The 22629-nt window shown below is 73.1% G+C and carries 18 protein-coding genes; 12 read left to right on the top strand and 6 right to left on the bottom strand.

Translation table 11 applies throughout. The features are described from left to right. Window positions 1-34: 34 nt before the first annotated feature. Window positions 35-532, top strand: coding sequence for a hypothetical protein (locus tag K8U61_RS20915; protein ID WP_224125002.1), 498 nt, complete (start codon window positions 35-37; stop codon window positions 530-532). 51 nt (window positions 533-583) lie between these two features. Here K8U61_RS20915 and K8U61_RS20910 read toward each other — a convergent pair whose 3' ends face one another. Further along, on the bottom strand, window positions 584-3397 hold the full coding sequence (locus K8U61_RS20910; protein ID WP_224125001.1) for a S8 family serine peptidase: 2814 nt from the start codon (window positions 3395-3397) through the stop codon (window positions 584-586). Window positions 3398-3599: 202 nt separating this feature from the next. Between K8U61_RS20910 and K8U61_RS20905 the strand changes: the two genes are divergently transcribed. The 3 genes from K8U61_RS20905 (at window position 3600) to K8U61_RS20895 (ending at window position 7024) form a co-directional block, all read left to right on the top strand. Further along, window positions 3600-4472 (top strand): hydroxyquinol 1,2-dioxygenase, encoded by an 873-nt coding sequence (locus K8U61_RS20905; RefSeq protein ID WP_224125000.1) that lies wholly within the window; start codon window positions 3600-3602, stop codon window positions 4470-4472. An 87-nt stretch (window positions 4473-4559) separates the two neighbouring features. Then, entirely contained in the window at window positions 4560-6665 is a 2106-nt protein-coding gene (locus K8U61_RS20900) for an AfsR/SARP family transcriptional regulator (protein ID WP_224124999.1), read from the top strand. Between the two features lie 62 nt (window positions 6666-6727). Then, the gene (locus K8U61_RS20895; RefSeq protein WP_224124998.1) at window positions 6728-7024 is read left to right on the top strand and encodes a hypothetical protein; all 297 of its coding nucleotides are present in this window, start codon (window positions 6728-6730) and stop codon (window positions 7022-7024) included. Window positions 7025-7052: 28 nt separating this feature from the next. On the opposite strand, the gene K8U61_RS20890 is transcribed toward K8U61_RS20895, so the two are convergent. Both K8U61_RS20890 and K8U61_RS20885 read right to left on the bottom strand, forming a co-directional pair. Continuing rightward, on the bottom strand, window positions 7053-8819 hold the full coding sequence (locus K8U61_RS20890) for an N-acetylmuramoyl-L-alanine amidase (RefSeq protein WP_224124997.1): 1767 nt from the start codon (window positions 8817-8819) through the stop codon (window positions 7053-7055). A gap of 182 nt (window positions 8820-9001) precedes the next feature. After that, on the bottom strand, window positions 9002-10714 hold the full coding sequence (locus K8U61_RS20885; RefSeq protein WP_224124996.1) for a cation:proton antiporter: 1713 nt from the start codon (window positions 10712-10714) through the stop codon (window positions 9002-9004). 40 nt (window positions 10715-10754) lie between these two features. Between K8U61_RS20885 and lhgD the strand changes: the two genes are divergently transcribed. Beyond that, window positions 10755-11957 carry an L-2-hydroxyglutarate dehydrogenase gene (gene lhgD, locus K8U61_RS20880; RefSeq protein ID WP_224124995.1) on the top strand — a complete coding sequence of 401 codons (1203 nt, stop codon included), beginning with the start codon at window positions 10755-10757 and terminating at the stop codon, window positions 11955-11957. Between the two features lie 12 nt (window positions 11958-11969). Here the strand turns inward: lhgD and K8U61_RS20875 are convergent, their stop codons facing one another. The 3 genes from K8U61_RS20875 to K8U61_RS20865 are packed head-to-tail and all read right to left on the bottom strand — an operon-like array spanning window position 11970 to window position 14311. Beyond that, window positions 11970-12734 carry a MerR family transcriptional regulator gene (locus K8U61_RS20875; protein ID WP_224124994.1) on the bottom strand — a complete coding sequence of 255 codons (765 nt, stop codon included), beginning with the start codon at window positions 12732-12734 and terminating at the stop codon, window positions 11970-11972. Window positions 12735-12749: 15 nt separating this feature from the next. Beyond that, entirely contained in the window at window positions 12750-13556 is an 807-nt protein-coding gene (locus K8U61_RS20870) for an ABC transporter permease (protein ID WP_224124993.1), read from the bottom strand. Beyond that, window positions 13553-14311, bottom strand: coding sequence for an ABC transporter ATP-binding protein (locus K8U61_RS20865; protein WP_224124992.1), 759 nt, complete (start codon window positions 14309-14311; stop codon window positions 13553-13555). The genes K8U61_RS20870 and K8U61_RS20865 overlap by 4 nt, the downstream gene beginning before the upstream one ends. A 123-nt stretch (window positions 14312-14434) precedes the next feature. Here K8U61_RS20865 and K8U61_RS20860 point away from each other — a divergent pair, with 123 nt between their 5' ends. The 7 genes from K8U61_RS20860 (at window position 14435) to K8U61_RS20830 (ending at window position 22613) form a co-directional block, all read left to right on the top strand. Then, a complete protein-coding gene (locus tag K8U61_RS20860; RefSeq protein WP_224124991.1) occupies window positions 14435-14899 on the top strand; it encodes an aromatic ring-opening dioxygenase LigA in 465 nt (154 codons plus the stop codon). 85 nt (window positions 14900-14984) lie between these two features. Next, window positions 14985-15866: a universal stress protein gene (locus tag K8U61_RS20855; RefSeq protein WP_224124990.1), complete on the top strand. Its 882-nt coding sequence runs from the start codon at window positions 14985-14987 to the stop codon at window positions 15864-15866. A gap of 42 nt (window positions 15867-15908) precedes the next feature. Further along, the gene (locus tag K8U61_RS20850; protein ID WP_224124989.1) at window positions 15909-18038 is read left to right on the top strand and encodes a thiamine pyrophosphate-dependent enzyme; all 2130 of its coding nucleotides are present in this window, start codon (window positions 15909-15911) and stop codon (window positions 18036-18038) included. 103 nt (window positions 18039-18141) lie between these two features. Then, the gene (locus K8U61_RS25580) at window positions 18142-19641 is read left to right on the top strand and encodes an arylsulfatase (RefSeq protein ID WP_224124988.1); all 1500 of its coding nucleotides are present in this window, start codon (window positions 18142-18144) and stop codon (window positions 19639-19641) included. Continuing rightward, window positions 19642-20583, top strand: coding sequence for a formylglycine-generating enzyme family protein (locus K8U61_RS20840; protein WP_224124987.1), 942 nt, complete (start codon window positions 19642-19644; stop codon window positions 20581-20583). After that, window positions 20573-21469 (top strand): HAD family hydrolase, encoded by an 897-nt coding sequence (locus tag K8U61_RS20835; RefSeq protein ID WP_224124986.1) that lies wholly within the window; start codon window positions 20573-20575, stop codon window positions 21467-21469. The genes K8U61_RS20840 and K8U61_RS20835 overlap by 11 nt, the downstream gene beginning before the upstream one ends. Further along, a complete protein-coding gene (locus tag K8U61_RS20830; RefSeq protein ID WP_224124985.1) occupies window positions 21462-22613 on the top strand; it encodes an NAD(P)/FAD-dependent oxidoreductase in 1152 nt (383 codons plus the stop codon). Before K8U61_RS20835 ends, K8U61_RS20830 begins: the two co-directional genes overlap by 8 nt. Window positions 22614-22629: the final 16 nt, after the last annotated feature.

The raw sequence follows: 22629 nt of genomic DNA, 5'->3' as shown, positions 1-22629 counted from the left end.
GCCGATGGCAGCACCGATCTCGGAGGTTCACGCCATGCTCGAGAGGATCGCCTCGTACGTCGTCGCCACGACAGCTCTCGCCGCCGTGCTGATCGCCCCGGTGGGCGGGGCGGAGGCGAGCTCGCCGGCAAGACCAGCCGAGCCCCGGCTGATCATCAAGCCGGTCTCCGGACCGTTGCACTGGTTCGACATCAGCTTCGGCGAGGTCGAGGGAGGCGTGTGGCGCAAGGTCGCGACGATCTCGATGAAGGTGGTCGGCTGCCAGCCCGGCGAGTACCTCTACTGGGCCGACGGACCCGCCTACCAGGACGGCGTGGAGGCCTACGGCGTGTTCGGTGGGCTGGGCCAGGGTGAGGCCTACTGCGGGGAGGACGGGACCTCGTCGTACGCCGTCGACTACTACCGCGAGCCGACGAACCTGCACCCGGGCCGGCTGACCTTCAGCGCCACGGTCTACCACGTCGACAACGTGCAGGTCCTCGCCAGCGGCACACGCCAGGTCCGGATCCCGGGCCGTCACTGCTCACGCTGACAGGGGTGAGGGGTGCCGCCGGAGCGGCACCCCTCACCGACCGATCAGCGACTACTTGCCGAGGACGGCCTCCTCGGCGTTCACGACGCCGTACCCGTCCACACCGGTCCAGCCGTGGCCGAGCTTGTTGACGAAGTGACCGCTCAGCCTCTTGCCGCCGACGGTGACCGCGGTGAAGCGCATGCCCTTCGTCTTCTTCGCACCGCTCGGGATCGCCACCGCGCCGCCGAGCTCGTCGGCGCCGTTGCCCTCGATCGCGCGCAGGGACGGTGACCACTCGGCCGCGTCACGGTCGATGCCGAACGTGAAGGACTGACCGCGGTGCAGCGGCTTGCGGAAGTGCAGCCGCATGGTGCTGAAGACGCCCTTCGGCAGCTTCTTCGACGTTCCGGAGAACGAGGCCGAGATCGACCGCTTGGTCAGGCCGTGGCTCACCGAGCCGACGGCGAACGGGAAGCCGCCCGCGCGGTAGTTGCCCGGCTTGGCCGTCTTGCGGGGGTCGAAGACCAGGCCCTGCAGCGAGGTCGGGCTCGCGGTCCGGCCGTTCAGCGTGATCGAGCGCAGCGGCTTGGAGCCGGTGTACCTGACCCGGAAGAACGACTTGCTCGCGAGCGAGCCCGGCGTCAGGTTGCGCTCGTCGCTCTGGTCGCCGACCGCGGTGATCTTCAGACCCTTGGCGGAGCCGTGGGCCTGGAACGGGTCGAGGTCGTGCGCGAACGCGCTCTTCTCGAGCCGGCTCCGGACCTGGGCCGGGGTGAGCGAGCCCGGGCCACCGGCCTTCTCCAGGACCAGCGCGGCGATCGCCGCGGCGTGCGGCGCGGCCGCGCTGGTGCCGCCGAAGTTCGGGAAGTCGTCCTTGTCCCGGGTGTCGTCGGCGACGAAGAACGTGGTGTTGCCACGGTCGGTCGACGCGACGTCCGGCTTCCGGCGCACCTCGGGTGCGTCGTAGGCGTCGCCCGCGGAGTCGAAGTAGACGGGCATCTTGCCGCCGTACGACGTGTACGACTCCGGCAGGTAGGACTTGAACGGGTCGTACGCCGCGACCGCGACCGCGCCGCGGGCGGCGGGGTGACCGACGATCGAGACGGCCTTCGGGCTGTAGTACTCGCCGGCGTACCCGTCGCCCCAGATCTGGTACGACATCTGCGTGACGGGCGTCTTGCCGGTGGTCGCGCGGGCGATGACCATCTGGAAGGACGACAGGCCGCCGATCGGCAGCGCCTCCTGCGGACGGCCGGACAGCGTGTTGTCGTCGCCGACGACGCCGAGGTAGTTGCCCGACTTGTCGAAGATCAGCAGGTTGAAGTCCGTGGTCACCTTGGACGGGGCCAGCACCGGGCTCATGTCGACGGTGAAGTCGCCGGTGGCGCCGTCGTACCCGCTCACGGTGATCGTGTAGGTGCCGGGCTGGTCGAGCGCGGTCGCGAGCCGCTCCGGCGAGCTGCCGGTGTCGACCGGGCCGATCTCGGTGCCGTCGGGCTTCTTCAGGTCGAGGATCAGGTCGACGGAGGCGGAGGGCACGCCGTCGGTCGTGAGGAGGACCTCGTTGCCGAGCTGGTCGTCGGTGGGCGTGAAGTCGAAGGTGACGCCGTCCTCGGTGTTGTCGTCGGTGAGCGTCCCCGTGTTCTCGTAGTAGGGGTCACCCACGCTGGCGCCGTTGACGTCGACGGGGTCGTTCCACGACACCAGGATCTGGGCGCCGCTGGACGGCACGAGGTCGATCGTCTGACCGACGTCGGTGCCCTTGCCGGGGTCCATGTCCTCGAGCCCGCCGGCGTAGAGCGCCGGGTCGACGTGCTTGAAGTCCAGGTTGGTGCCCTTGGTGCCCGCGGCCTTGCCGACCAGGTGCACCGGCGCGCTCCACGCCTGGTGGTCGCCGCCGTTGCCGGCCGCCGAGAAGTAGGTGACGCCGTCGGCGGTCACGTCGTCGATCGCGTCGCTGATCAGGTTGTCGGCGTACGGCGTCTCGTCGCCGTAGCCCACGTCGTCGACGATCACGTCGGCGCCGCACGCGCCGCTCTTGTCGGCCAGGGCGCGGATGTTGTTGGCGAAGCCGACCTGGCCCTCGCCGGCCTGCGCGAAGCAGAGCTTCGCGGCCGGGGCGATGTCGTGGACGATCTGCAGCATCGCGCGGCCCTCGTCGGTCGAGTCGTCGGGACCCTCGTCCACGACGACGACCGGCTGGGGGTTGTCCGGGTTGCCGACGCCGGGCAGGTCACCCGAGGCGACGTCGTCGGCGGCGTGGTCGTCGAGCGGGTCGCCGAAGACGTCGGTGCTCGCGGTGTCGTAGGAGTCCGACAGCACGCCGATCGTCATGCCGCTGCCGTCGATGCCGGCCTGGTGCACCTTGTCGACCCGCTGGAAGGCGACGCCCTGGGACGTCGTCGACCCGGCGTGCAGCTGGGGGCGCAGCACCTGCGAGAGGGTGCCGGTGTCGGGCAGCGCCGAGAGCTCGGGGACCGCGGACAACGGGACGTAGCCCTCGAGCGTGCCGAGGCCCGCGTCGGTCGCGGTGATCACCATGCCGAGCTTGACGGCGGTCCGGCGGTAGGCCGCGCGGTCGGTGCCGGCGCGCGGCGTCAGGTCGACGAGCACCCGACCCTGGGCGTCGCGCACGGCGAGGGACGACTGGTCGATCCGCAGGCCGCCACCGCCCGTGAGCGCGCTGGTGCCGGCGGCCTTCTCCGCGACCAGGCGCGCGAGGCCGTTGCCGAGTGACGACGCGACGTACCGCTCGGTCGACTGCGCGCCGGTGTCGGAGCGGCGGTCGGTCTGCGCGGCGACGCCGGGCGATGGTGCGAGGTAGGTGAGACTGCCCACCGCGGCCACGGCGGTGGCGACGGCGAGCAGGCGTCGGTTGTTCATCGATCCTCCCGGAGGCTTCGGACGCCCGTACGGCGACCGAAGTCAACCTAAGCCCTCGGAGCGCCGTCCGCGCCGGACCGCCTCGCGCTCCCGCCTCACCGGACAGCAGATCGGACCGCACCGAGGTGACCGGCCCCGGCCCGCTCGGAGGCCCTGCTGCTCGCGTCGTCGGCCGGGAGCGCCTCGTCGTACGCTCGGGGCCATGACCCAGGCCGCCCGTGAGGAGGAGCTGGTCCAACGCGTCCTCGACTCCTTCGAGGACACCGCGTCGCCACGGCTCAAGGAGCTGATGCAGGGGATCGTCCGCCACCTGCACGCCTTCCTCCGCGACGTCCGGCTGACCGAGGAGGAGTGGCGGCAGGGGATCGACTTCCTCACCGCGGTCGGCCACCTGACCGACGAGCGGCGCCAGGAGTTCATCCTGCTCTCCGACACCCTCGGCGCCTCGATGCAGACGATCGCCATCAACAACGCGGCGTACGCCGACGCCACCGAGGCCACCGTCGTCGGACCGTTCTTCGCCGAGGACGCCCCGGAGATCGAGCTCGGCGGCGACATCGCCGGTGGCGCGAGCGGTCAGCCGTGCTGGGTCGAGGGGACGGTCCGTGACACCGACGGCCGCCCCGTGCCGGGTGCGCGGATCGAGGTGTGGGAGGCCGACGCGGACGGCCTCTACGACGTGCAGTACGGCGACGACCGCACGGCCGGCCGGGCGTACCTCTTCAGCGACGCCGACGGCGGCTATCGCTTCTGGGCGATCACGCCGACGCCGTACCCGATCCCGCACGACGGTCCGGTCGGCGCGATGCTCGCCGCGACCGGCCGCTCGCCGATGCGGGCCTCGCACCTCCACTTCATGGTGAGTGCGCCAGGCCTGCGCACGCTGGTCACCCACTTCTTCGTCCGCGGCGACGAGCTCCTCGCCAGCGACAGCGTCTTCGGCGTCAAGGACTCCCTCGTCACGGACATCGAGGAGATGGCGGCCGCTGCGCCCACCCCGGACGGCCGCGACGTCGGCGACCGGACCTGGGCGCGGACGCGCTTCGACATCGTGCTGGCGCCCGCCGGCGCCTGAGTGCGCGGCCGCCCCGCGTCTCGACCCCCGGACACGTGCGGGTCCGCGTTGGTTTACTTGCCCCGGGGATGACGCACGGGGGTGAGCATGGCCGGGTTCCAACCCGAGGCGCGCGCCGACCTGCTCGCCCTGCTGGCGGACGCCCCGGACGAGCAGGCGCTCGTCGACCTCGTGGTCGGCCACACGACCCCGACCATCTCGTGGCTCTCCGCGCGCGAGTGGGCGGCGCTGGCCGACCGGGTGCGGCGGCCCGACGGGCGCTATCCCGGGGAGTTCGCCTGGCGGTGCGGCTACGCCCACCACCACCTCGGCATGTACTCACGTGCCCTGCACTTCTTCGAGCAGGCCGACGCCGACCGGCTCGACGACTGCGAGCTCGCCCACCTCTACGCCTGCCACGCCGGCACCGCCTGGAACCGCGGCGACGTCGAGCTCTGCGAGAAGTACGCCGAGCAGGCGCTGGTGCTCGCGGAGGCGACCGGTGACGCCGGGGCGCTGGCGTTCGCGTGGGTGAGCCGGGCGCTGCTGACCGCGATGCAGGGCGACCGGCACGCCAACGCCGCGGCGTACGTGACGGCGCTCGAGCACGCCACCGCGAGCGGCGACCTGCTGACCCAGACCCGGGTGCACAACAACCTCGCGTCGAGCCACCTCGAGGAGGCGCGCTACGCGCAGGCGGTCGAGCACCTCCAGACGGGCCTGCTGCTCAACGAGGCGACCGGTCACCTGTCGGTGCAGGCGCTGCTGCGGATCAACATGGCCGACGCCCTGCACGGCCTCGGTCGCCTCGACGAGGCGCTGGTCGAGGCCGAGGCGGCGCGGGCGATCTGGCTCTCCGTCCACTCGCCGATGGCGGCGGCCGCGTGGCAGGTGATCGGCGGGGTGCAGTCCGCGCGGGGCAACGTCGCGCAGGCCGCGATGGCCTTCGAGGAGTCAGCGCGGCTGGCCGAGGCCGAGGGCGACACCCAGTCGCTGATCCCGAGCCTCGCGGGCCTGGCGGTCTGCCGGGTCGCCGACGACCCGGAGGCCGCCCGGCAGCTGGCCGTCGACACCCTCGAGCTGCCGGCGGCGATGGGCCACGTGCCGTCGTACGTCGCGGCCGGGTGGGTGCACCTGCACAGCGGCGACCGCGAGCAGGCGCTGTCCTTCGGCGAGCGCGCCGTGCGCGAGGCGGGCCGGCGCCGCGACCTCGTGCGGCTGGCCGACGCCCTCGAGCTCTGCGCCCTCGCCTCCGGCGGCGACCACCGCGACCCGCGGCTCGCGGAGGCCGCGTCGATCTGGGAGTCGATCGGCAACGTCGTCCGCGCCCGGATCAACGACGTGATCCTGGCCCGGCTCGCCGGAGGCCTGCTCGCCGAGGACGTCGCCCGCCAGCGGCTGCGCGCCCTCGGCGTCCACGACGACGCGTGGGGGATCGCCGGGCCGCTGCTGGCGGTCCGCCCGCGCGAGGTCACCGCCGACCTGCACGTCCACGTGCTCGGCACGTTCGTCGTCTACCGCGACGGCACGCCGATCCCGACCAACGCCTGGGCGTCCCGCAAGGCCCGCGACGCCCTCAAGATCCTCGCCGTCCAGGGCGGCAGCGCGATCAGCCGCGAGGCGCTCGCCGAGCTGCTGTGGCCGGGGGAGCGGGACACCGGCGGCCGGCTCTCGGTGGCGCTGTCCCAGCTGCGCAGTGCCCTCGATCCCGAGCGGGAGCACGACAGCGGCCACTTCGTCGTCGCCGACCGGGCCACGGTGCGGCTCGACCCCGACCGGGTCAGCGTCGACGCGGTCGCCTTCCGGCAGGCCGCCCGGGAGGCGCTCGAGGCCGACCGGGCCGGGCGTCCCGACGCCGTCGAGCTGCTCGAGGCGGCCGCCGCGCGGCACACCGGCTCCCTGCTCGACGGCGACGCCTACGCCGCCTGGGCAGAGTCCGCCGCCGACGAGCTCGGCCAGCTCGGCCGCGACGTCATCCGCACCCTCGCCTTCGCCCTGGTGGAGGGCGACGACCCGCAGCGCGCCGTCCCGTGGCTGGCCCGCCTCCTCGTCGAGGATCCGTACGACGAGCCGACGTACCGCGCCGTCGTCGGGCTGCTCCTGGCCGACCGCCGGCACGGCGAGGCCCGTCGCCACTACCGCGCCTATGCGCTGCGGATGGCCGAGATCGACGCGCCCGTCTCGACCTGGGAGGAGATCGCGGAAGGCGACTGAAAGGTTTCTTCAAGGGTCGGCTCGCACAGTGGTGCCACGCCCGACCCACTCGGAGGAGAACCATGTCGATGCCGCAGATCCACGTCGTCGAGGACCCGGCCGCCGGTCAGGTCGTCCAGCTCGCGGCCGGCAGCGCGCTCCAGGTCCGCTTCCGTCGCCGGTTCGGCGGCGGCACCTGGGAGGTGTCCGGCCGCCCGGACCACCTCGTCCCGCTGGCGGAGGGGACCCACGAGCTCACGTTCCTCGTCTTCAGCGGTCCCGGCGAGGGCCACGAGGCGCCGCTGCGGCTGGTGCGGCGCCGCACCGCCCAGGCCGACCCGTGCGAGGTCCGCGAGCTGCGCGTGGTGCTGGCGGGCTGATGAGGTCCGCTCAGGCCGCTCAGGCCGCTCAGGAGTGCCGGGTGCGGGAGGCGACCACGAGGTCCGCCGAGCCCTCGGCCGGGCGCAGTCCGGTCGCGCCGGCGTACGTCGCGGTGGCGGTCGCCGCACCGGGACGCAGGCCGCCGAAGCGGGCGACGGCGACGCCGTCGACGAGCGCGACCTCCTGCCGCTGCCCCTCGACGGTGATGGTGACGGTGCCGGTCGGCACCCGGTCGGCGTCGACCACCCGCACCCGGACCTTCACCTTCGCCGACCGGACGTGCGGTCGCACCTTGAGGGTGAGGGTGGTGTCGCCCTCGACGGTGCCGGGGCCGGCGAGGTCCTCGACGGCGGGGTCGTGGCCGTCGAGGGTCGTCTCGACGCGAGCCGAGACGACGGTGCCGAGGTCGTCGCCGGTGAGCAGGTAGGTGAGGCCCGTCGCGCCCTCGACGACCTCACCGTCGCGCAGCCAGGTGCACGTGCTGGTGGTCCCTGCCGGGTCGAAGGTGCCCGGGGTGACGGTGAGGGTCTGACCGACCACGGGGGTGCCGGTCAGCGTCGAGGGCGTGACGACGGTGACGGCCGGCGGCTGCGCGGCCCGGCGGATGATGCGGGCCGCGCGTCGCCGGATGGCGGGGAGGTGCTCGTAGACGTGGTCGCCGGGGCAGGAGGTGTCGTTGGTGTCGCGGTGGCCGTCGATGACGGGGAGCGCGACGACCCGGCCGGCGCGGAACTTGTCGCTGCCCTCCGAGTCGACCCTCACCGTGCCGAGCGGGTCGCCGCCGTACGGCTGCAGCTTCCAGGCCGCGATCGCCGCGATCGACTGGAGCACCTTCTTCGACGGTGTGGCGGTCATGAAGTTGCCGATCACCGCGGTCCCGACCGAGGTCGCGTTGAAGCCGAGGGTGTGCGCGCCGCGGACCGGTCGCTTCGGCCCGCCGGCCCGCCCGACCCAGATCCGGCCGAACCGGTCGACGAGGAAGTTGTAGGCGATGTCGGACCAGCCGAGGGTGCCGGTGTGGTAGCGGTAGAAGCCGCGGATGATCGCCGGCACGTCGTCCTCGGAGTAGTCGTTGCCGCTCGCCGTGTGGTGGACGTGGGCCTGCTGGATCGTCGAGTTGTAGCGCGGCTTGCCGTTGCGCCAGCTCTCGTCGGCGCCCCAGTCCTTGCGGGTGAGCAGCGGAGGCTCGGGTACGGCGCCGGTCGCGGAGTCGTCCTGGGCGCGGCGTGCCCGGTCGGCCGCGGACGCCGCGAGCGCGGCCTTGCCGACGGCGGCGCGGTCGCTCGGCAGCGGCGCCGGTCGGAGCAGCACGAGCGTGAGGTCGGCGGGACGACGTCCCGTCACCTCGACCTGGATGCCGTCGGAGTCCCCGGTCCACACCGGCTGCGTGCTCTGGAGGTCGGTGTCCTCCGCGCTGCGCGCGTCGGGTCGGTCGTGGAGGTGCGGGAGCGGCTGCCAGGCGCCCCACCGGCCCTCGCTCCGCGACCGGATCCGCAGGACCGGCTCGGCGGCTCCCGTCCAGGTGGCGCCGACCATCGAGTGGAGGGAGGTCGTCAGCCTCGCCGTACGGGCGGTGTCGCCGGACCCGGAGGTCAGGAGCTGCCCGTCGAGGGGGACCGACAGCGACGACATGGAGGCCGACTCGGCGCTGAGGGTGAGCGCGGGTCCGCCTCCCGCGGGTCCGTCGTGGAGGGAGGACGACACCCGGGCCGCGACGGTCGCCGCCCCGAGGGCGGCGGCACCTCCGGCGAGCCCGATCAGCAGGGGACGACGCCGGGCTCCAGGTGCACTCACGGGAGTTGATTGTCGGTGACGAAGCGCCCGGAACCGGGAGACACGCGGGAGGGCCCCATAGCCGTCGAGTAGAGGTTTTCCGCGGGTTGAGTCGAGGTCTTCCGCGCCGTCGTACGACGGAAAGTCTCGACTCGTACGACGGAAAGTCTCGACTCGTGCGACGGAAAACCTCTACTCGACCATCAGCGACCGACCCGCTGCTCGAACGAGTCGAGCAGGCCCTGCACCTGCCGGTAGGTCTCGGAGCTGTAGGCGCCGATGCTCCGCTCGGACCCGAGCGCGTCGCGCATCGCGTCGAGGTAGCGGCGCTGCACCACGAGTGACTGCTCGAGGGTGTCGGGCCGCGCGTGGCGCACCTCGCGGACGCCGGTGAGCATCCGCGGCAGGACCTGCTCCTTGAGCATCGTGGCGATCTGGGGGTCGACCGGGATGCCGTCGACGGTCTGCTCGTCGACCGGGCCGACCGTGTCGAGCGCGGTCTCGCCGACGCTGCGCAGCAGCGACTGGAAGGCGTCGCGCTTGTCCTCGGCGCTCTCGGCCTCGAAGCCCATCCGGCGGATCACCAGCGGCAGGGTCAGCCCGAAGAGGACGAGCGTGATCAGCGCGACCAGGAAGGCCGCCAGCACGATCGTCGCGCGGTGGGGTGTCCCGACCGGGATGGTCTGCGCGGCGGCGACCGTCACGACGCCGCGCATGCCCGCCCACGCGATGACGACCAGACCTCGGGTGGTGACCGGCTCCCGCTCCTCGAAGGCGATGTCGGCGCGGCCGCGCGCCAGCCGCCGGCGCGCCCAGGCGAGCCGGGTCTCCTCGCGCTCGTCGGCGGGCGCCATCGCGTCGAGCCTCTCCTCGAACTGGTCGAGCCGCTCGCGCATCTGGGCGCCCTGCTCGTCGCGGTGGCGGTAGTTGCCGATCGCGGGCCAGGCGAGGCCGAGGAAGCGCAGCGCGATGAGCAGCCCGACGGTGATCGCGACGATGCCGCCGATCTCGCCGGGGTTGGTCTCGTCGCGGGCGGCGTCGAGGAGCTCGGGCAGCTGGTAGCCCATGGCCAGGAAGACGGCGCTCTCGAGGATGAAGCTGATCGTGGTCCAGGTCGTGGCCTGGGTCTGCCGGTCCCGGACGCTGAAGCGCCGGCTGCCGAGGGACCCGGTCACCAGGCCGGCGAGCACGACCGCGAGGACGCCGGAGACCCCGGCCTCCTCGGCCGGGAAGTAGGCGAGGAAGGGGACCGCGAAGGAGATCGTGGTGTTGAGCACCGGGTCGTCGAGCCGCTCGCGCAGCAGCACGGTCAGCCAGCCGACGACCAGGCCGATGAGCACGGCGCCGGTCACCGCCCAGAGGAAGTCGAGGGCGGTGTGCGCGACCGAGAAGGTGTCGGCCGCCGCGATCGCAGCGGTCGCGGTGCGCAGCACGACCAGCGCGGACGCGTCGTTGACCAGGCTCTCGCCCTCGAGCACCGCCATCAGCCGTGGTGGCAGCCCGACCCGCCGGCCGATCGCGGTGGCCGCGACCGCGTCGGTCGGCGCGACCACGGCGCCGAGGGCGATCGCCAGCGAGAGCCGGATGCTCGGGAACGCCCAGTGCACGACCAGTCCGATCACGACCGCCGACACGATCACCAGGACGATGGAGAGCCACGTGATGAGCTGGAAGTTCCGGCGTACGTCGAGGACCGGCAGGTTGACCGCCGAGGAGTAGAGCAGCGGCGGCAGCACGCCGGCGAGCACGAGCTCCGGCTCGACGTGGATCGTGGGGGCTCCGGGCAGGTAGCTCGCGCCGATGCCGAGCCCGACCAGCAGCAGCGGCGCCGCGACGCCGGTACGCCGGGAGAAGACCGACGCCGCGATCATGATCGCGAGGGCCGCTCCTGCGATGAGCGCGAACTGGTGGTCCACCGTCGGCAGTCTAGGAGGAGGCTCCTGCGAGGATGGGGCCGTGACCCGCGGGCAGGACGTTGTCGGCATCGTCGGCGGCGGCATCGTCGGCCTCGCCGTCGGTCGCGAGATCGTCCGACGCCGTCCGGGCACCCGCGTCGTCGTCCTCGAGAAGGAGGAGCGGCTCGCCACGCACCAGACGGGCCACAACTCCGGGGTCGTCCACGCCGGCATCTACTACAAGCCGGGCAGCCTCAAGGCCGAGCTCTGCACTCGCGGCCGCCGGATGATCCAGGACTACTGCGCCGAGCACGGCCTGCCCTACGACGAGTGCGGCAAGCTCGTCGTCGCGGTCGACCCGGACGAGATGGGCCGCTTCGACGCCCTCGAGCGGACGGCGACGCAGAACGCCGTGCCCGGGCTCCGCCGGGTCGACCGCTCCGGCATCGCCGAGATCGAGCCGCACGCCACCGGGGTCGCGGCGCTGCACTCGCCGCACACCGCGATCACCGACTACGTCGCCATCGCCGAGCGGATCGGCGAGGAGATCGTCGCCGCCGGTGGGGAGGTCCGGCTGTCGGCCGAGGTCACCGGCGTGGCCCGGCGCGCTGGACGGATCGAGGTCGCGTACGGGGAGGACCGGCTGACCGTCGATCGCCTGGTCGTCTGCGGCGGCCTGGAGTCGGACCGGCTCGGCGAGCTGGTCGGCGGCCCGCCGGCGCCGCGCATCATCCCCTTCCGCGGCGAGTACATGACCGTGTCCCCGGCGAAGCAGGACCTCGTGCGCGGGATGGTCTACCCGGTCCCCGACCCGCGCTACCCCTTCCTGGGCGTGCACTTCACGCGCCGCGTCGCCGGCGGCCTGGAGGTCGGTCCCAACGCCTTCCTCGCGCTCAGCCGCAGCGCCTACGGGCGGGCGTCCTTCTCGGCCTCGGACCTCGCGAACACCCTGACGTGGCCCGGGTTCTGGCGCTTCTCGGGCCAGCACTGGCGCACCGGCCTCACCGAGGTCCGGGGCGTCCTCTCGACCCGCTCCTACATGCGCGACGCCCAGCGCTACGTGCCCGCGATCGGCGCCGACGACGTACGCCGCTCCGGGCTCGGGCTGCGCGCCCAGGCGGTCGAGCGGGACGGCTCGCTGGTCGACGACTTCGTGATCCACCAGGCCGACGGGATCACCAGCGTGCGCAACGCTCCGTCGCCCGCGGCCACCTCGAGCCTGGCGATCGCCGAGCACGTCGTGGACCGCATGGTCCAGGTCTAGAGGTCCTACCGTCTAGGCCCGCTCCATCCGGCTCCACCCCGTCCAGCCACGCTCGGCCAGCCGCGCCTGGAGCTGCTCGACCAGCGGGTGGGAGTCGGTGGCGAAGGAGTCCACCAGGCCGACGAACGCGTCGTCGCGCATGTCCTCGCTCTGCTGCTCGAGCTCGCCCCGGGCGGCCGACTCCTCCATCATCTCGACCATCAGGTCGACGACCGGGTCCAGCCGGGCGTCGCTCGCGCCGTGCACCAGGAGGTCGTCGAGCAGCAGGTAGAGGCGGACCACGCGCGGGTCGTCGAGCTGGGCGTTCTTGTCGACCATGAACTCCGGGATCTTCTCCGGCCACCGGGCCGCCATCAGGATCCAGCCGTCGCGCTCGCCCTCGACCATCGCCTCGGAGATGCCGGCGGCGCGCATCCGGTCGAGGTACGCCGCCACCTCGGCCGGGACCGCGAGCGAGTCGCCGTCGGCGAGCCGGGAGATCCGGCGCCGGTGCTCCTGGAGCTCCCGGATCCGCGCGCGCAGCTCGGTGTCGATCTCGGCGACGGCCTCGGCGAACTCCGCCGGCGAGGCGCCCAGCAGCTCCTGGACCCGGGCCAGCGGGACGCCGGCCTCGGCGAGGGTGCGGATCCGGATCAGCCGGACCACGGCGGCGGCGTCGTAGGTCCGGTAGCCGGAGCCGTCGCGCGACGGCTCCGGCAGCAGCCCGACCTGGTGGTAGTGGCGTACGGCGCGCACCGTGACGCCGGCGTACCCCGCCAGCTGGCTGATCGTGAGCATGGACCTCAGCCTGCCTCAGCCGTTCCGCGCGCGGCCGAAGGCCCGCACGGCCCACGCGAAGCAGACCGCCGAGATCGCGACGCACCAGGCGACCGCCCACCAGGCGTCCGACCCGGGGCCGGTCCCGTCGAGGCAGGCGCGCAGGGTCTCGATGACCGGTGTGAAGGGCTGGTGCTCGGCGAACCACCCGAGCGGGCCCGGCATCGAGTCGGCCGGCACGAACGCGCTGGAGAGGAACGGCAGCAGGATCAGCGGCATCGGCGCGTTGCTCGCCGCCTCGACGCTGCCGCTGGCCAGGCCGAGGGCGAGGCACAGCCAGGTGACCGCCCAGCCCATCAGCAGCAGGGTGCCGACGGCGCCGGCCCAGCCGGCGACCGAGGCGTCGGAGCGGTAGCCGAGCGCGAGCGCGACGGCGAGGACGACCACGACGCCGAGCACCGTCTGCACCATCGCGGCCAGGGCGTGCCCGGTGAGCGGAGCCGACCGCGCGATGGGCAGGGTGCGGAAGCGGTCGATGATCCCCTCGGTGGCGTCCTTGGCGATCAGGATCGCGGTGCTCTGGGCGACGGCGACGACGGTCATCACCAGGATCGCCGGGGTGAGGTAGTGCAGGTAGTCGGCCCGCGGGTCGCCGGACGCGCTGCCCAGGTCGCCGGGCAGCCCGGCGCCCATCGTGCCGCCGAAGACGTAGGTGAAGAGCAGCAGGAAGACCACCGGCATCGCGATGACGGTGACGGTCAGCGACGGGTAACGGAGCAGGTGCTTGAGGTTGCGCCGCACCATCGTGGTCGAGTCGCGGACGGCGTAGGTCATCGTGCTCATCGGTTCTGCTCCATTCCGGTCAGGGCGAGGAAGACGTCGTCGAGGGTCTCGCCGCCGGCGAGGGCCTTGAGCTCGGCCGGGGTGCCCTCGGCGACCAGGCGGCCGCCGTCGAGCAGCCCGACGGTGTCGGCGAGCTGGTCGGCCTCCTCGAGGTACTGCGTGGTGAGGAAGACGGTCACGCCGTCGGCGAGCAGCTCGCGGACGACCTGCCACAGGTCGCGGCGGCTGCGCGGGTCCAGGCCGGTGGTCGGCTCGTCGAGGAAGATCAGGCGCGGCCGGGCCACCAGCGTCATCGCGAGGTCGAGGCGACGCTTCATGCCGCCGGAGTACGTCGCGGCGCGGCGGTCGGCCGCGTCCTCCAGCCCGAACCGGGAGAGCAGCTCGGTGGCCCGGGCCGCCGCCTCGGTGCGGGGCAGGTGGGCCAGGTCGGCCATCAGTCGGAGGTTCTCCCTGCCGGTGAGCAGCTCGTCGATGGCCGAGAACTGACCGGTCACGCCGATCGAGCGGCGCACCGCGTCGGCCTCGGCGCGGACGTCGTGGCCGGCCACCCGGGCGGTGCCTCCGTCGGCGCCGAGCAGGGTGGAGAGGATCCGGACCATGGTGGTCTTGCCGGCCCCGTTGGGCCCGAGCAGGGCGTAGACGGTGCCGGCCGGCACGGTCAGGTCGAGGCCGCGCAGGACCGGCTGGTCGCCGTACGACGAGGTCAGCCCGGCGACCTCGATGGCGGGCGTGCCGGGGGTGTCTGGTGTGGTCATGTGAGGAGCGTGCAGGGTTGACGCTGCGTCAAGGTCAAGCCGCTTCTCCACCGGCTCCTCGGCGAGCGACCTCGCCCGCTTCGGGGGATCCGCCCGGCGGCGCTCCGCCGCCACGCTGGAGCCATGACCGAGGCAGAGAACAGCCCGGCCGCCCCTGAGCGTCCGGGTCGCACGGGAGACAGGTCGGTCCGCGTCATCGGGATCGTCATCGCCGTCATGGGCATCGTGTTCCTCGTCGCCGGCATCACCACGTACGCCGTGGTGTCGTCCACGCTCGGGGACGAGAAGATCACGGTGTCCGACGACGCCGACCACTTCGCCGGCAAGGACGTGAAGGGCCCCTTCACGGCCTACGCGCAGGCCGACGTGATCGCGAAGCACGCCGAGGAGATCGGCGGCGGCAAGACCTACGCCGAGCTCGCCCAGGACGACCCCAACCGGTCGACCGTGATGACCGCGTCGTTCCTGCGGGCCAGCCTCTTCACGTCCGTGGTGGCGTTCGGCGTCGCGGCGTTCGTCGCGGTGATGGGCGTGCTGCTGATGCTGCTGGGCTGGGCGCTCATGCGGGTGGGGCGGTCGACGGCCTGACCCTCGGCCCTGGGAGGCGGGTCCTTGGCCCCTACGGGATGCCCGGCGCGCGCCGGACCGTGGAGGGGAGCGAAGGAGATCCGCCATGGTCCTCATGCCCGTCCCCGCCCCGGTGGTCGTCGCCGCCGTCGGCCGCAGCGGCTCGCGCACCGCGATCGAGTACGCCGTCGCCGAGGCGACGCGCCGCGGCTGCCGCCTGCACCTGGTACACGCGTTCGGCTCGGGTGTCGAGCCGCATCCCGACCTGCTCGCGGCGAGCCTGGGGCACGCGTCGGCGCTGGCGCACGGGCGCCTCGACATCACCGGCCAGCTGGTCGCCGCCGACCCGCTGCCGGCCATCGCCGCCATCGCCCAGCACGCCGAGCTCGTCGTCGTCGGCCGGCGCCGCGACACCCGGCCGGCCCACCCCAGCGTGGCCCGCACGGTGTCCGGCGGTCTCGGTGGCCGCGTCGAGGCCCCGGTCGTCACCGTGCCGGACGACTGGTCCGACGAGGCCGACGTCCCCACCGTGCTCGTCGGCGTCGACGAGCCGGAGCGGTCCCGCGACGTGCTCGCGACGGCGCTCGACGCCGCGCAGCGCCGCGGCGCCCGGCTCGTGGTGCTCGCGGCCTGGTGGCGCCCGCTCGGGGCCGAGCGCACCCCGCTGACGCAGGTCACCGACCCGGCTCGCTCCGCCCGCCTGCGTCGCGAGGTCGAGGCCGCGCTCGAGGACCTGCGGCCGGGAGCCGACGGCGTCGACGTCACCGTCGACATCCGTCGCGCACGGCCCGGTGAGGCGCTGATCGAGGCCTCGCGCGAGGCCTCGCTGCTCGTGCTCGGCCGGCACGCCACGCTGGTGGCGTCGGGATCCCACCTGGGACCGGTCGCCCGGGCCGTCGTGCGCGAGGCCGCCTGCCCGGTCCTGCTGGCCGCACCGGCCCGCCACCACTGGGTGTCGGCGGCGGCGCGGGTCGGCGCCGACCGCTGAGTCGCCACCCCGCGAGGGTCGCCGTCTGCCAGAGTTGCGTTCGTGGTGGAGGCGGTCGACGAGCACTTCACGGAGGCGGTGCGGTCGCACGTCGCGTCCGGCCCGTCGGCGTACCGGACCGCGGTGGCCCGGGACCTGGCGCTCGCACTCTTCGACGCCCAGCTCCAGAGCCGGCACCTCGACCTCGCCGCCCGGTGGCTGCAGGCACAGGGCGCGGGCTACTACACGATCGGCTCGGCCGGGCACGAGGCCAACGCCGCGGTCGGGCTGCTGACCCGCGTCGACGACCCCGCCCTGCTGCACTACCGCTCGGGCGGCTTCTACGCAGCGCGCGCCGGCCTCCTCGGCACCACCGACCCGGTCCGCGACGTCCTCCTCGGGCTGACCGCGGCCGCCGCGGACCCGATCTCCGGGGGCCGGCACAAGGTCTTCGGGCATCCCGAGCTGCACATCGTCCCGCAGACCTCGACGATCGCCTCGCACCTGCCCCGCGCGGTCGGGCTGGCCTTCGCGCTCGGCAACCTCGCCGACCTCGCACCCGCACGGCGGTGGCCGGACGACGCGCTCGTCGTCTGCTCGCTCGGCGACGCCTCGGTCAACCACTCGACCGCCCAGGGCGCGCTCAACACCGCGGCGTACCTCACCCATCGCGGGCTGCCCCTGCCGCTGCTCCTCGTCGTCGAGGACAACGGCCTCGGCATCTCCACCCCGACCCCGGCCGGGTGGGTCGAGGCGTCGCTCGGGCGGCTCCCCGGCATCGCGTACGTCGCCGCCCGCGACCCGCGTCCCGATCGGCTGGTGGCCGCGGTCCACGAGGCCGTCACCCAGGTGCGGGAGGAGCAGCGTCCGGTGGTGCTGCACCTCAGCACGGTCCGCTACCTCGGCCACGCCGGCTCCGACGTCGAGCTGGCCTACCGGACCCGGGCCGAGCTCGCCGACGACCTGGGCCGCGACCCCTTGGTCGCGACCGCGACGTACCTGGTCGACCACGGCGTGCTCGACGTCGAGGAGGTGCTGGTCCGCTACGAGCGCACCCGCGCCCGGGTCCTCGACACCGCGGCGTCGGTGATCACCGAGCGGCGGCTGACCTCGCGCCGTGAGGTGCTGCGACCGCTGCACGACCCGGCCCCGCTGGCCGTGGCCCCGCTGGTGCCGGTCGAGGTGCCGGCCGGCGAGCCGCTGACCCTCGCCCAGACGATCACCACCGCGCTCGGGCAGGTGCTCGAGGAGCGTCCGCACGCGCTGGTCTTCGGCGAGGACGTCGCCGCCAAGGGCGGCGTCTACGGCGTGACCCGCGGTCTGCGCAAGCGCTTCGGCGGCCGCCGGGTCTTCGACACCCTCCTCGACGAGCAGACGGTCCTCGGCACCGCGCTCGGGTCGTCGCTCGCCGGCCTGCTCCCGATCCCGGAGATCCAGTACCTCGCCTACCTGCACAACGCCGAGGACCAGCTGCGCGGCGAGGCGGCGTCGCTGGCGTTCTTCTCCGACGGGCACTACCGCAACCCGATGGTGGTCCGGATCCAGGGGCTCGCCTACCAGAAGGGCTTCGGCGGCCACTTCCACAACGACAGCTCGTTGGCCGTGCTGCGCGACATCCCCGGCCTGGTGCTCTGCGTGCCGAGCCACCCCGCGGACGCCCCGCGGCTGCTCCGCGAGTGCGTCGAGCTCGCCGAGCTCGAGGGCCGGGTCTGCGTGGTCGTCGAGCCGATCGCGCTCTACCACGCGCGCGACCTGCACGAGCCGGGCGACGGCCTCTGGACCGCGCCGTACGACGTCCGCGGGCCTGCGCGCGGCCCGCGGGCGCACGGCGACGGTGCCGACCTGCTCGTCGTCACCTTCGGCAACGGCGTCCCGATGTCGCTGCGGGCGATGCGCACCGCCGGGATCGACGCCACCGTGCTCGACCTGCGCTGGCTCGCGCCACTGCCGGTCGACGAGCTCGCGGCGTACGCCGGCGGCTTCGACCGCGTGCTCGTGGTCGACGAGACCCGCCGCTCCGGTGGCGTCGGGGAGGGCATCGTCACGGCGCTGGTCGAGCGCGGCTACACCGGCCGGGTCGCCCGGGTGGCGGGCGCCGACTCCTACGTGCCGCTCGGCCCGGCCGCCGGGCTGGTCCTGGTCGGCGAGGACGAGATCGTCGAGGCGGCGCGGGGGCTGCTCGGACCGGGCTGATCGCCGGGCGACGGTCTCGCCCGTTGCGGGTGACCCACGGGCGGCGCCGCTCGCCTAGCGTGGCAACGCCAGCGCACCTGCCACGCAACGGATCGGAGTCGACGTGTCCGACCAGCCGAACATCCTCATCATCTGGGGCGACGACATCGGGATCAGCAACCTGAGCTGCTACTCCGACGGGCTCATGGGCTACCGCACCCCGAACATCGACCGGGTCGCCGACGAGGGCGTGCGGTTCACCGACTACTACGGCGAGCAGAGCTGTACGGCGGGGCGCGCGGCGTTCATCACCGGCCAGAACCCCTATCGCACCGGGTTGACCAAGGTGGGCTTCCCGGGCGCCGACGTCGGCCTGCGCGCCGAGGACCCGACGATCGCGACGGCCCTGAAGAACCTCGGCTACCGGACCGGCCAGTTCGGCAAGAACCACTTCGGCGACCGCGACGAGTTCCTGCCGACGGTGCACGGCTTCGACGAGTTCTTCGGCAACCTCTACCACCTCAACGCGGAGGAGGAGCCGGAGCTCCCGGACTACCCGACCGAGGAGGAGTTCCCGAACTTCCGCAAGCGCTTCGGCCCGCGCGGCGTCATCCACTCCTGGGCCGAGGGTGACGGCACCCAGCGCATCGAGGACACGGGGCCGCTCACCAAGGAGCGGATGAAGACCATCGACGACGAGATCCTCCCCGAGGCGCTGCGGTTCATGAGCGACGCGAAGGATGCCGACACGCCCTTCTTCGTCTGGCTCAACACCACGCACATGCACTTCCGCACCCACATCAAGGACGGGTCGCGCGGCCAGGCCGGACGCTGGCAGTCGGAGTACCACGACGTGATGGTCGACCACGACCGGCTGGTCGGCTCGGTGCTGGACTTCCTCGACGAGCACGACCTGGCGGACAACACGATCGTCATGTACTCCACCGACAACGGACCGCACATGAACTCCTGGCCCGACGCCGGCATGACGCCGTTCCGGAGCGAGAAGAACTCCAACTGGGAGGGCGCCTACCGCGTTCCCGCGATGGTGCGCTGGCCCGGGCACGTCCCGGCCGGCGAGGTGCGCAACGGGATCGTCAGCCACAACGACTGGTTCGTCACCCTGCTGGCGGCCGCCGGCGACACCGACGTCGCCGACCGGCTCAAGGCCGGCACCACGCTCGCGGGCTCGTCGTACCGGGTCCATCTCGACGGGCACAACCAGCTCGACTACGTCACCGGTGCCGCCGAGCGGAGCCCCCGCAACCACTTCTTCTACGTCTCCGACGACGGCGACCTGACGGCGCTGCGCTACGACAACTGGAAGTTCGTCTTCCTCGAGCAGCGCGCGACGGGGACGCTCCAGATCTGGCAGGAGCCCTTCACCGAGCTGCGCTTCCCCAAGCTCTTCAACCTCAAGACCGACCCCTACGAGCGGGCCGACATCACCTCGAACACCTACTACGACTGGGTGCTCGACCACATCTGGCTCTTCGTGCCCGCCCAGATCTACGTCAGCCAGATGATCCAGTCGTTCGAGGACTTCCCGGTGCGACAGACGCCGCCGAGCTTCAGCGTCGACCAGGTGCTGGCCAAGCTCCAGTCGGTGGCGGGGAGCAGCTGAGTGCTCGTCGACCTTCCCGGTGGCACCTTCACCATGGGCTCCGACCAGCACTACCCCGAGGAGGCGCCCTCGCACCGCGTGCGGGTGGACGCCTTCTCGATCGACGCGACCCAGGTCACCAACGCCGACTTCGCGGCGTTCGTCGAGGCCACCGGCTACGTCACCGTCGCCGAGCGTGAGCTGGACCCGGTCGACTTCCCCGACGCCCCGGCCGAGAACCTCGTGCCGGGGTCGATGGTCTTCACGCCGACCCGGGGACCGGTGGACCTGCGCCACCTCAGCCAGTGGTGGCGCTGGAAGCCCGGCGCGTGCTGGCGGCACCCGAGCGGCCCGCGGAGCACGATCGACCACCGGCTGGACCATCCCGTCGTGCACGTCGCGCACGAGGATGCCGCGGCGTACGCCGCCTGGGTGGGTGCGGCGCTGCCCACCGAGGCGGAGTGGGAGTACGCCGCCCGCGGCGGACTCGAGGGCGCGGCGTACACCTGGGGCGACGAGCCGCGTCCCGGCGGGCGGATCATGGCGAACACCTGGGACGGTCCGGACTTCCCCTGGCGCAGCAGCGGCGAGAGCGGCTTCCAGAGGACGGCTCCCGTGGGGAGCTTCCCGGCCAACGGCTACGGGCTCTACGACATGGCCGGCAACGTCTGGGAGTGGACCGACGACTGGTGGACCGAACGACATCCCGCCGAGGTGGACAAGCCGTGCTGCATCCCCAGCAACCCGCGGCCGGGCTCGCGCGAGCACAGCTACGACCCGGCGCAACCGCAGTTCGAGATCGCCCGGAAGGTGGTCAAGGGCGGGTCGCACCTGTGCGCCGACACCTACTGCCTGCGCTACCGGCCGGCCGCCCGGCGGCCGCAGATGATCGACACCGGCACCAGCCACCAGGGCTTCCGGTGCGTACGACGGGTCGAGGAGGGCGCCGGACATGAGCGCTGACCTGCTGCCGTCGTGGCGGCCCGGCCCCACCCGGGACGCCCTCGTCGCCTTCCTCGACGCCGTCGCGACGGTGCCGGTCGAGCACCGGGTGGCCTGCCTCGACAACGACGGGACGCTGTGGTCGGAGAAGCCGACCTACGTCCAGCTCGACTTCTTCGTCGCCGTCATGAAGGACGCCGTGCAGGCGGACCCGACCCTCGCGGAGCGACCCGAGCTCGCCGCCCTGATCAGCGGCGACCAGGCGGCGATCGGCGAGCTCGGGCTGGAGCGCATCGCCCACGCGCTGACCGGGCTCTTCGTCGGGCTCTCGCCGGAGGAGTTCACCGACCGGGTCCGCGCCTACATGGCCGGTCGCAGTGCCCCCACGTACCTGCCGATGCTCGAGCTGCTCGACGAGCTCCGCAGCCGCGACTTCACGATCTGCGTCGTGACCGGGGGCGGCACCGAGTTCGTCCGCGCGGTCAGCGAGGAGCTCTACGGCGTCCCTCCGCAGAACGTCGTCGGCAGCCTGATCTCCTACGAGTTCGTCCCCGCCTCGGAGGCGGGCGGTCCCGGGTTGCGGCGCACCGCCGAGCTGGTCGCGGGCGCCAACGAGGGCGCGGCCAAGGTCGGCAACATCCAGGCCCAGCTCGGCCGCCGCCCGATCTTCGCGGCCGGCAACTCGGGCGGCGACCGGGAGATGCTCGAGTGGGCTGCCGGCGGCGAGGGACCGACGCTGGCGCTGCTCGTCGACCACGACGACGCCGACCGCGAGACCGCCTACGTCAGCACCGCGGCGACCTTCGCCGAGTCCGAGCCGATCACCGACGTCGGACGGCGACGGGGGTGGACAATCGTCAGCATGGCGCGTGACTGGGACACGGTGTTCGGCTCCGGGCGTGACTGAGCTCCCGTCGCGGGCCTCGGTCGTGGTGGTCGGCGGGGGAGTGATGGGCCTGAGCGCGGCGTACCACCTGGCCGCCGCGGGCGTCCCCGACGTGCTGCTGCTCGAGCGCGACGGCTTCGGCTCGGGGTCGACGTGCAAGGCGGCCGGCGGGGTGCGGGCGATGTTCTCGGACCCGGTCAACATCGAGCTCGGGCTGCGCAGCCTGCGGGTCTTCGAGCGCTTCGTCGAGGACTTCGACCAGGACATCGACCTGCACCGCTCGGGCTACCTCTTCCTGCTCGACGACCCCGAGCACGTCGCGGCGTTCACGGCGGCCGTGGAGCTGCAGAACTCCGTCGGCGTCCCCAGCCGGATGATCTCCGCGGACGAGGCGGGCGCGCTCTCACCGCTCGTCTCCCTCGACGGCGTGCTCGCCGCCGCGTGGTCGCCCGAGGACGGCCACTGCACCCCGGAGTCGGTGGTGCTCGGGTACGCCGGGGCCGCCCGGCGTGCCGGCGCCCGACTGGTCTCCCACTGCGGGGTGACCGGGATCGAGGTGTCCGGCGGGTCGGTGCGCGCGGTGGTCACCGACGCCGGCCGGGTGGAGACCGGCACGGTGGTCTGCGCCGCCGGCGCGTGGTCGGGCGAGCTGGGCGCGATGGCCGGCGTCGACCTGCCGGTCGAGCCTCTGCGCCGGCAGATCCTGGTCACCGAGCCGATGCCGGGGCTCGACCCGGCGACGCCCTTCACCATCGACTTCTCGACCAGCCTCTACTTCCACCGGGAGGGGCCGGGCCTGCTGCTCGGCATGTCCGACCCGGACGAGGAGCCGGGCTTCCGGCTCTCCCGCAGCGACACCTGGCTGCCGCGGCTCGGCGCCGCGATCGAGCGCCGCGCGCCGGCGCTCGCCGAGGTCGGCATCGCGTCCGGATGGGCGGGGCTCTACGAGAACACGCCCGACCACAACGCCCTGGTCGGGGAGGCCGCGTCGGTCTCCCGCTTCCTCTACGCCACCGGCTTCTCCGGTCACGGCTTCCTCATGGGGCCGGCGATCGGCGAGGTCGTCCGCGACCTGGTGCTCGGCCGGGACCCGGTCGTCGACGTGTCGGGGCTGTCGGTGGAGCGGTTCGCCGGCGGCGTACGGCCCGAGCTCAACATCGTGTAGGCACCCTCCATCCGGT

It is taken from the genome of Nocardioides mangrovi, from assembly GCF_020073815.1.
Classification (GTDB): domain Bacteria; phylum Actinomycetota; class Actinomycetes; order Propionibacteriales; family Nocardioidaceae; genus Nocardioides; species Nocardioides mangrovi.
Note: the sequence above shows the minus strand (reverse complement) of the source record. Positions and strands in the feature narration are given on the sequence as shown.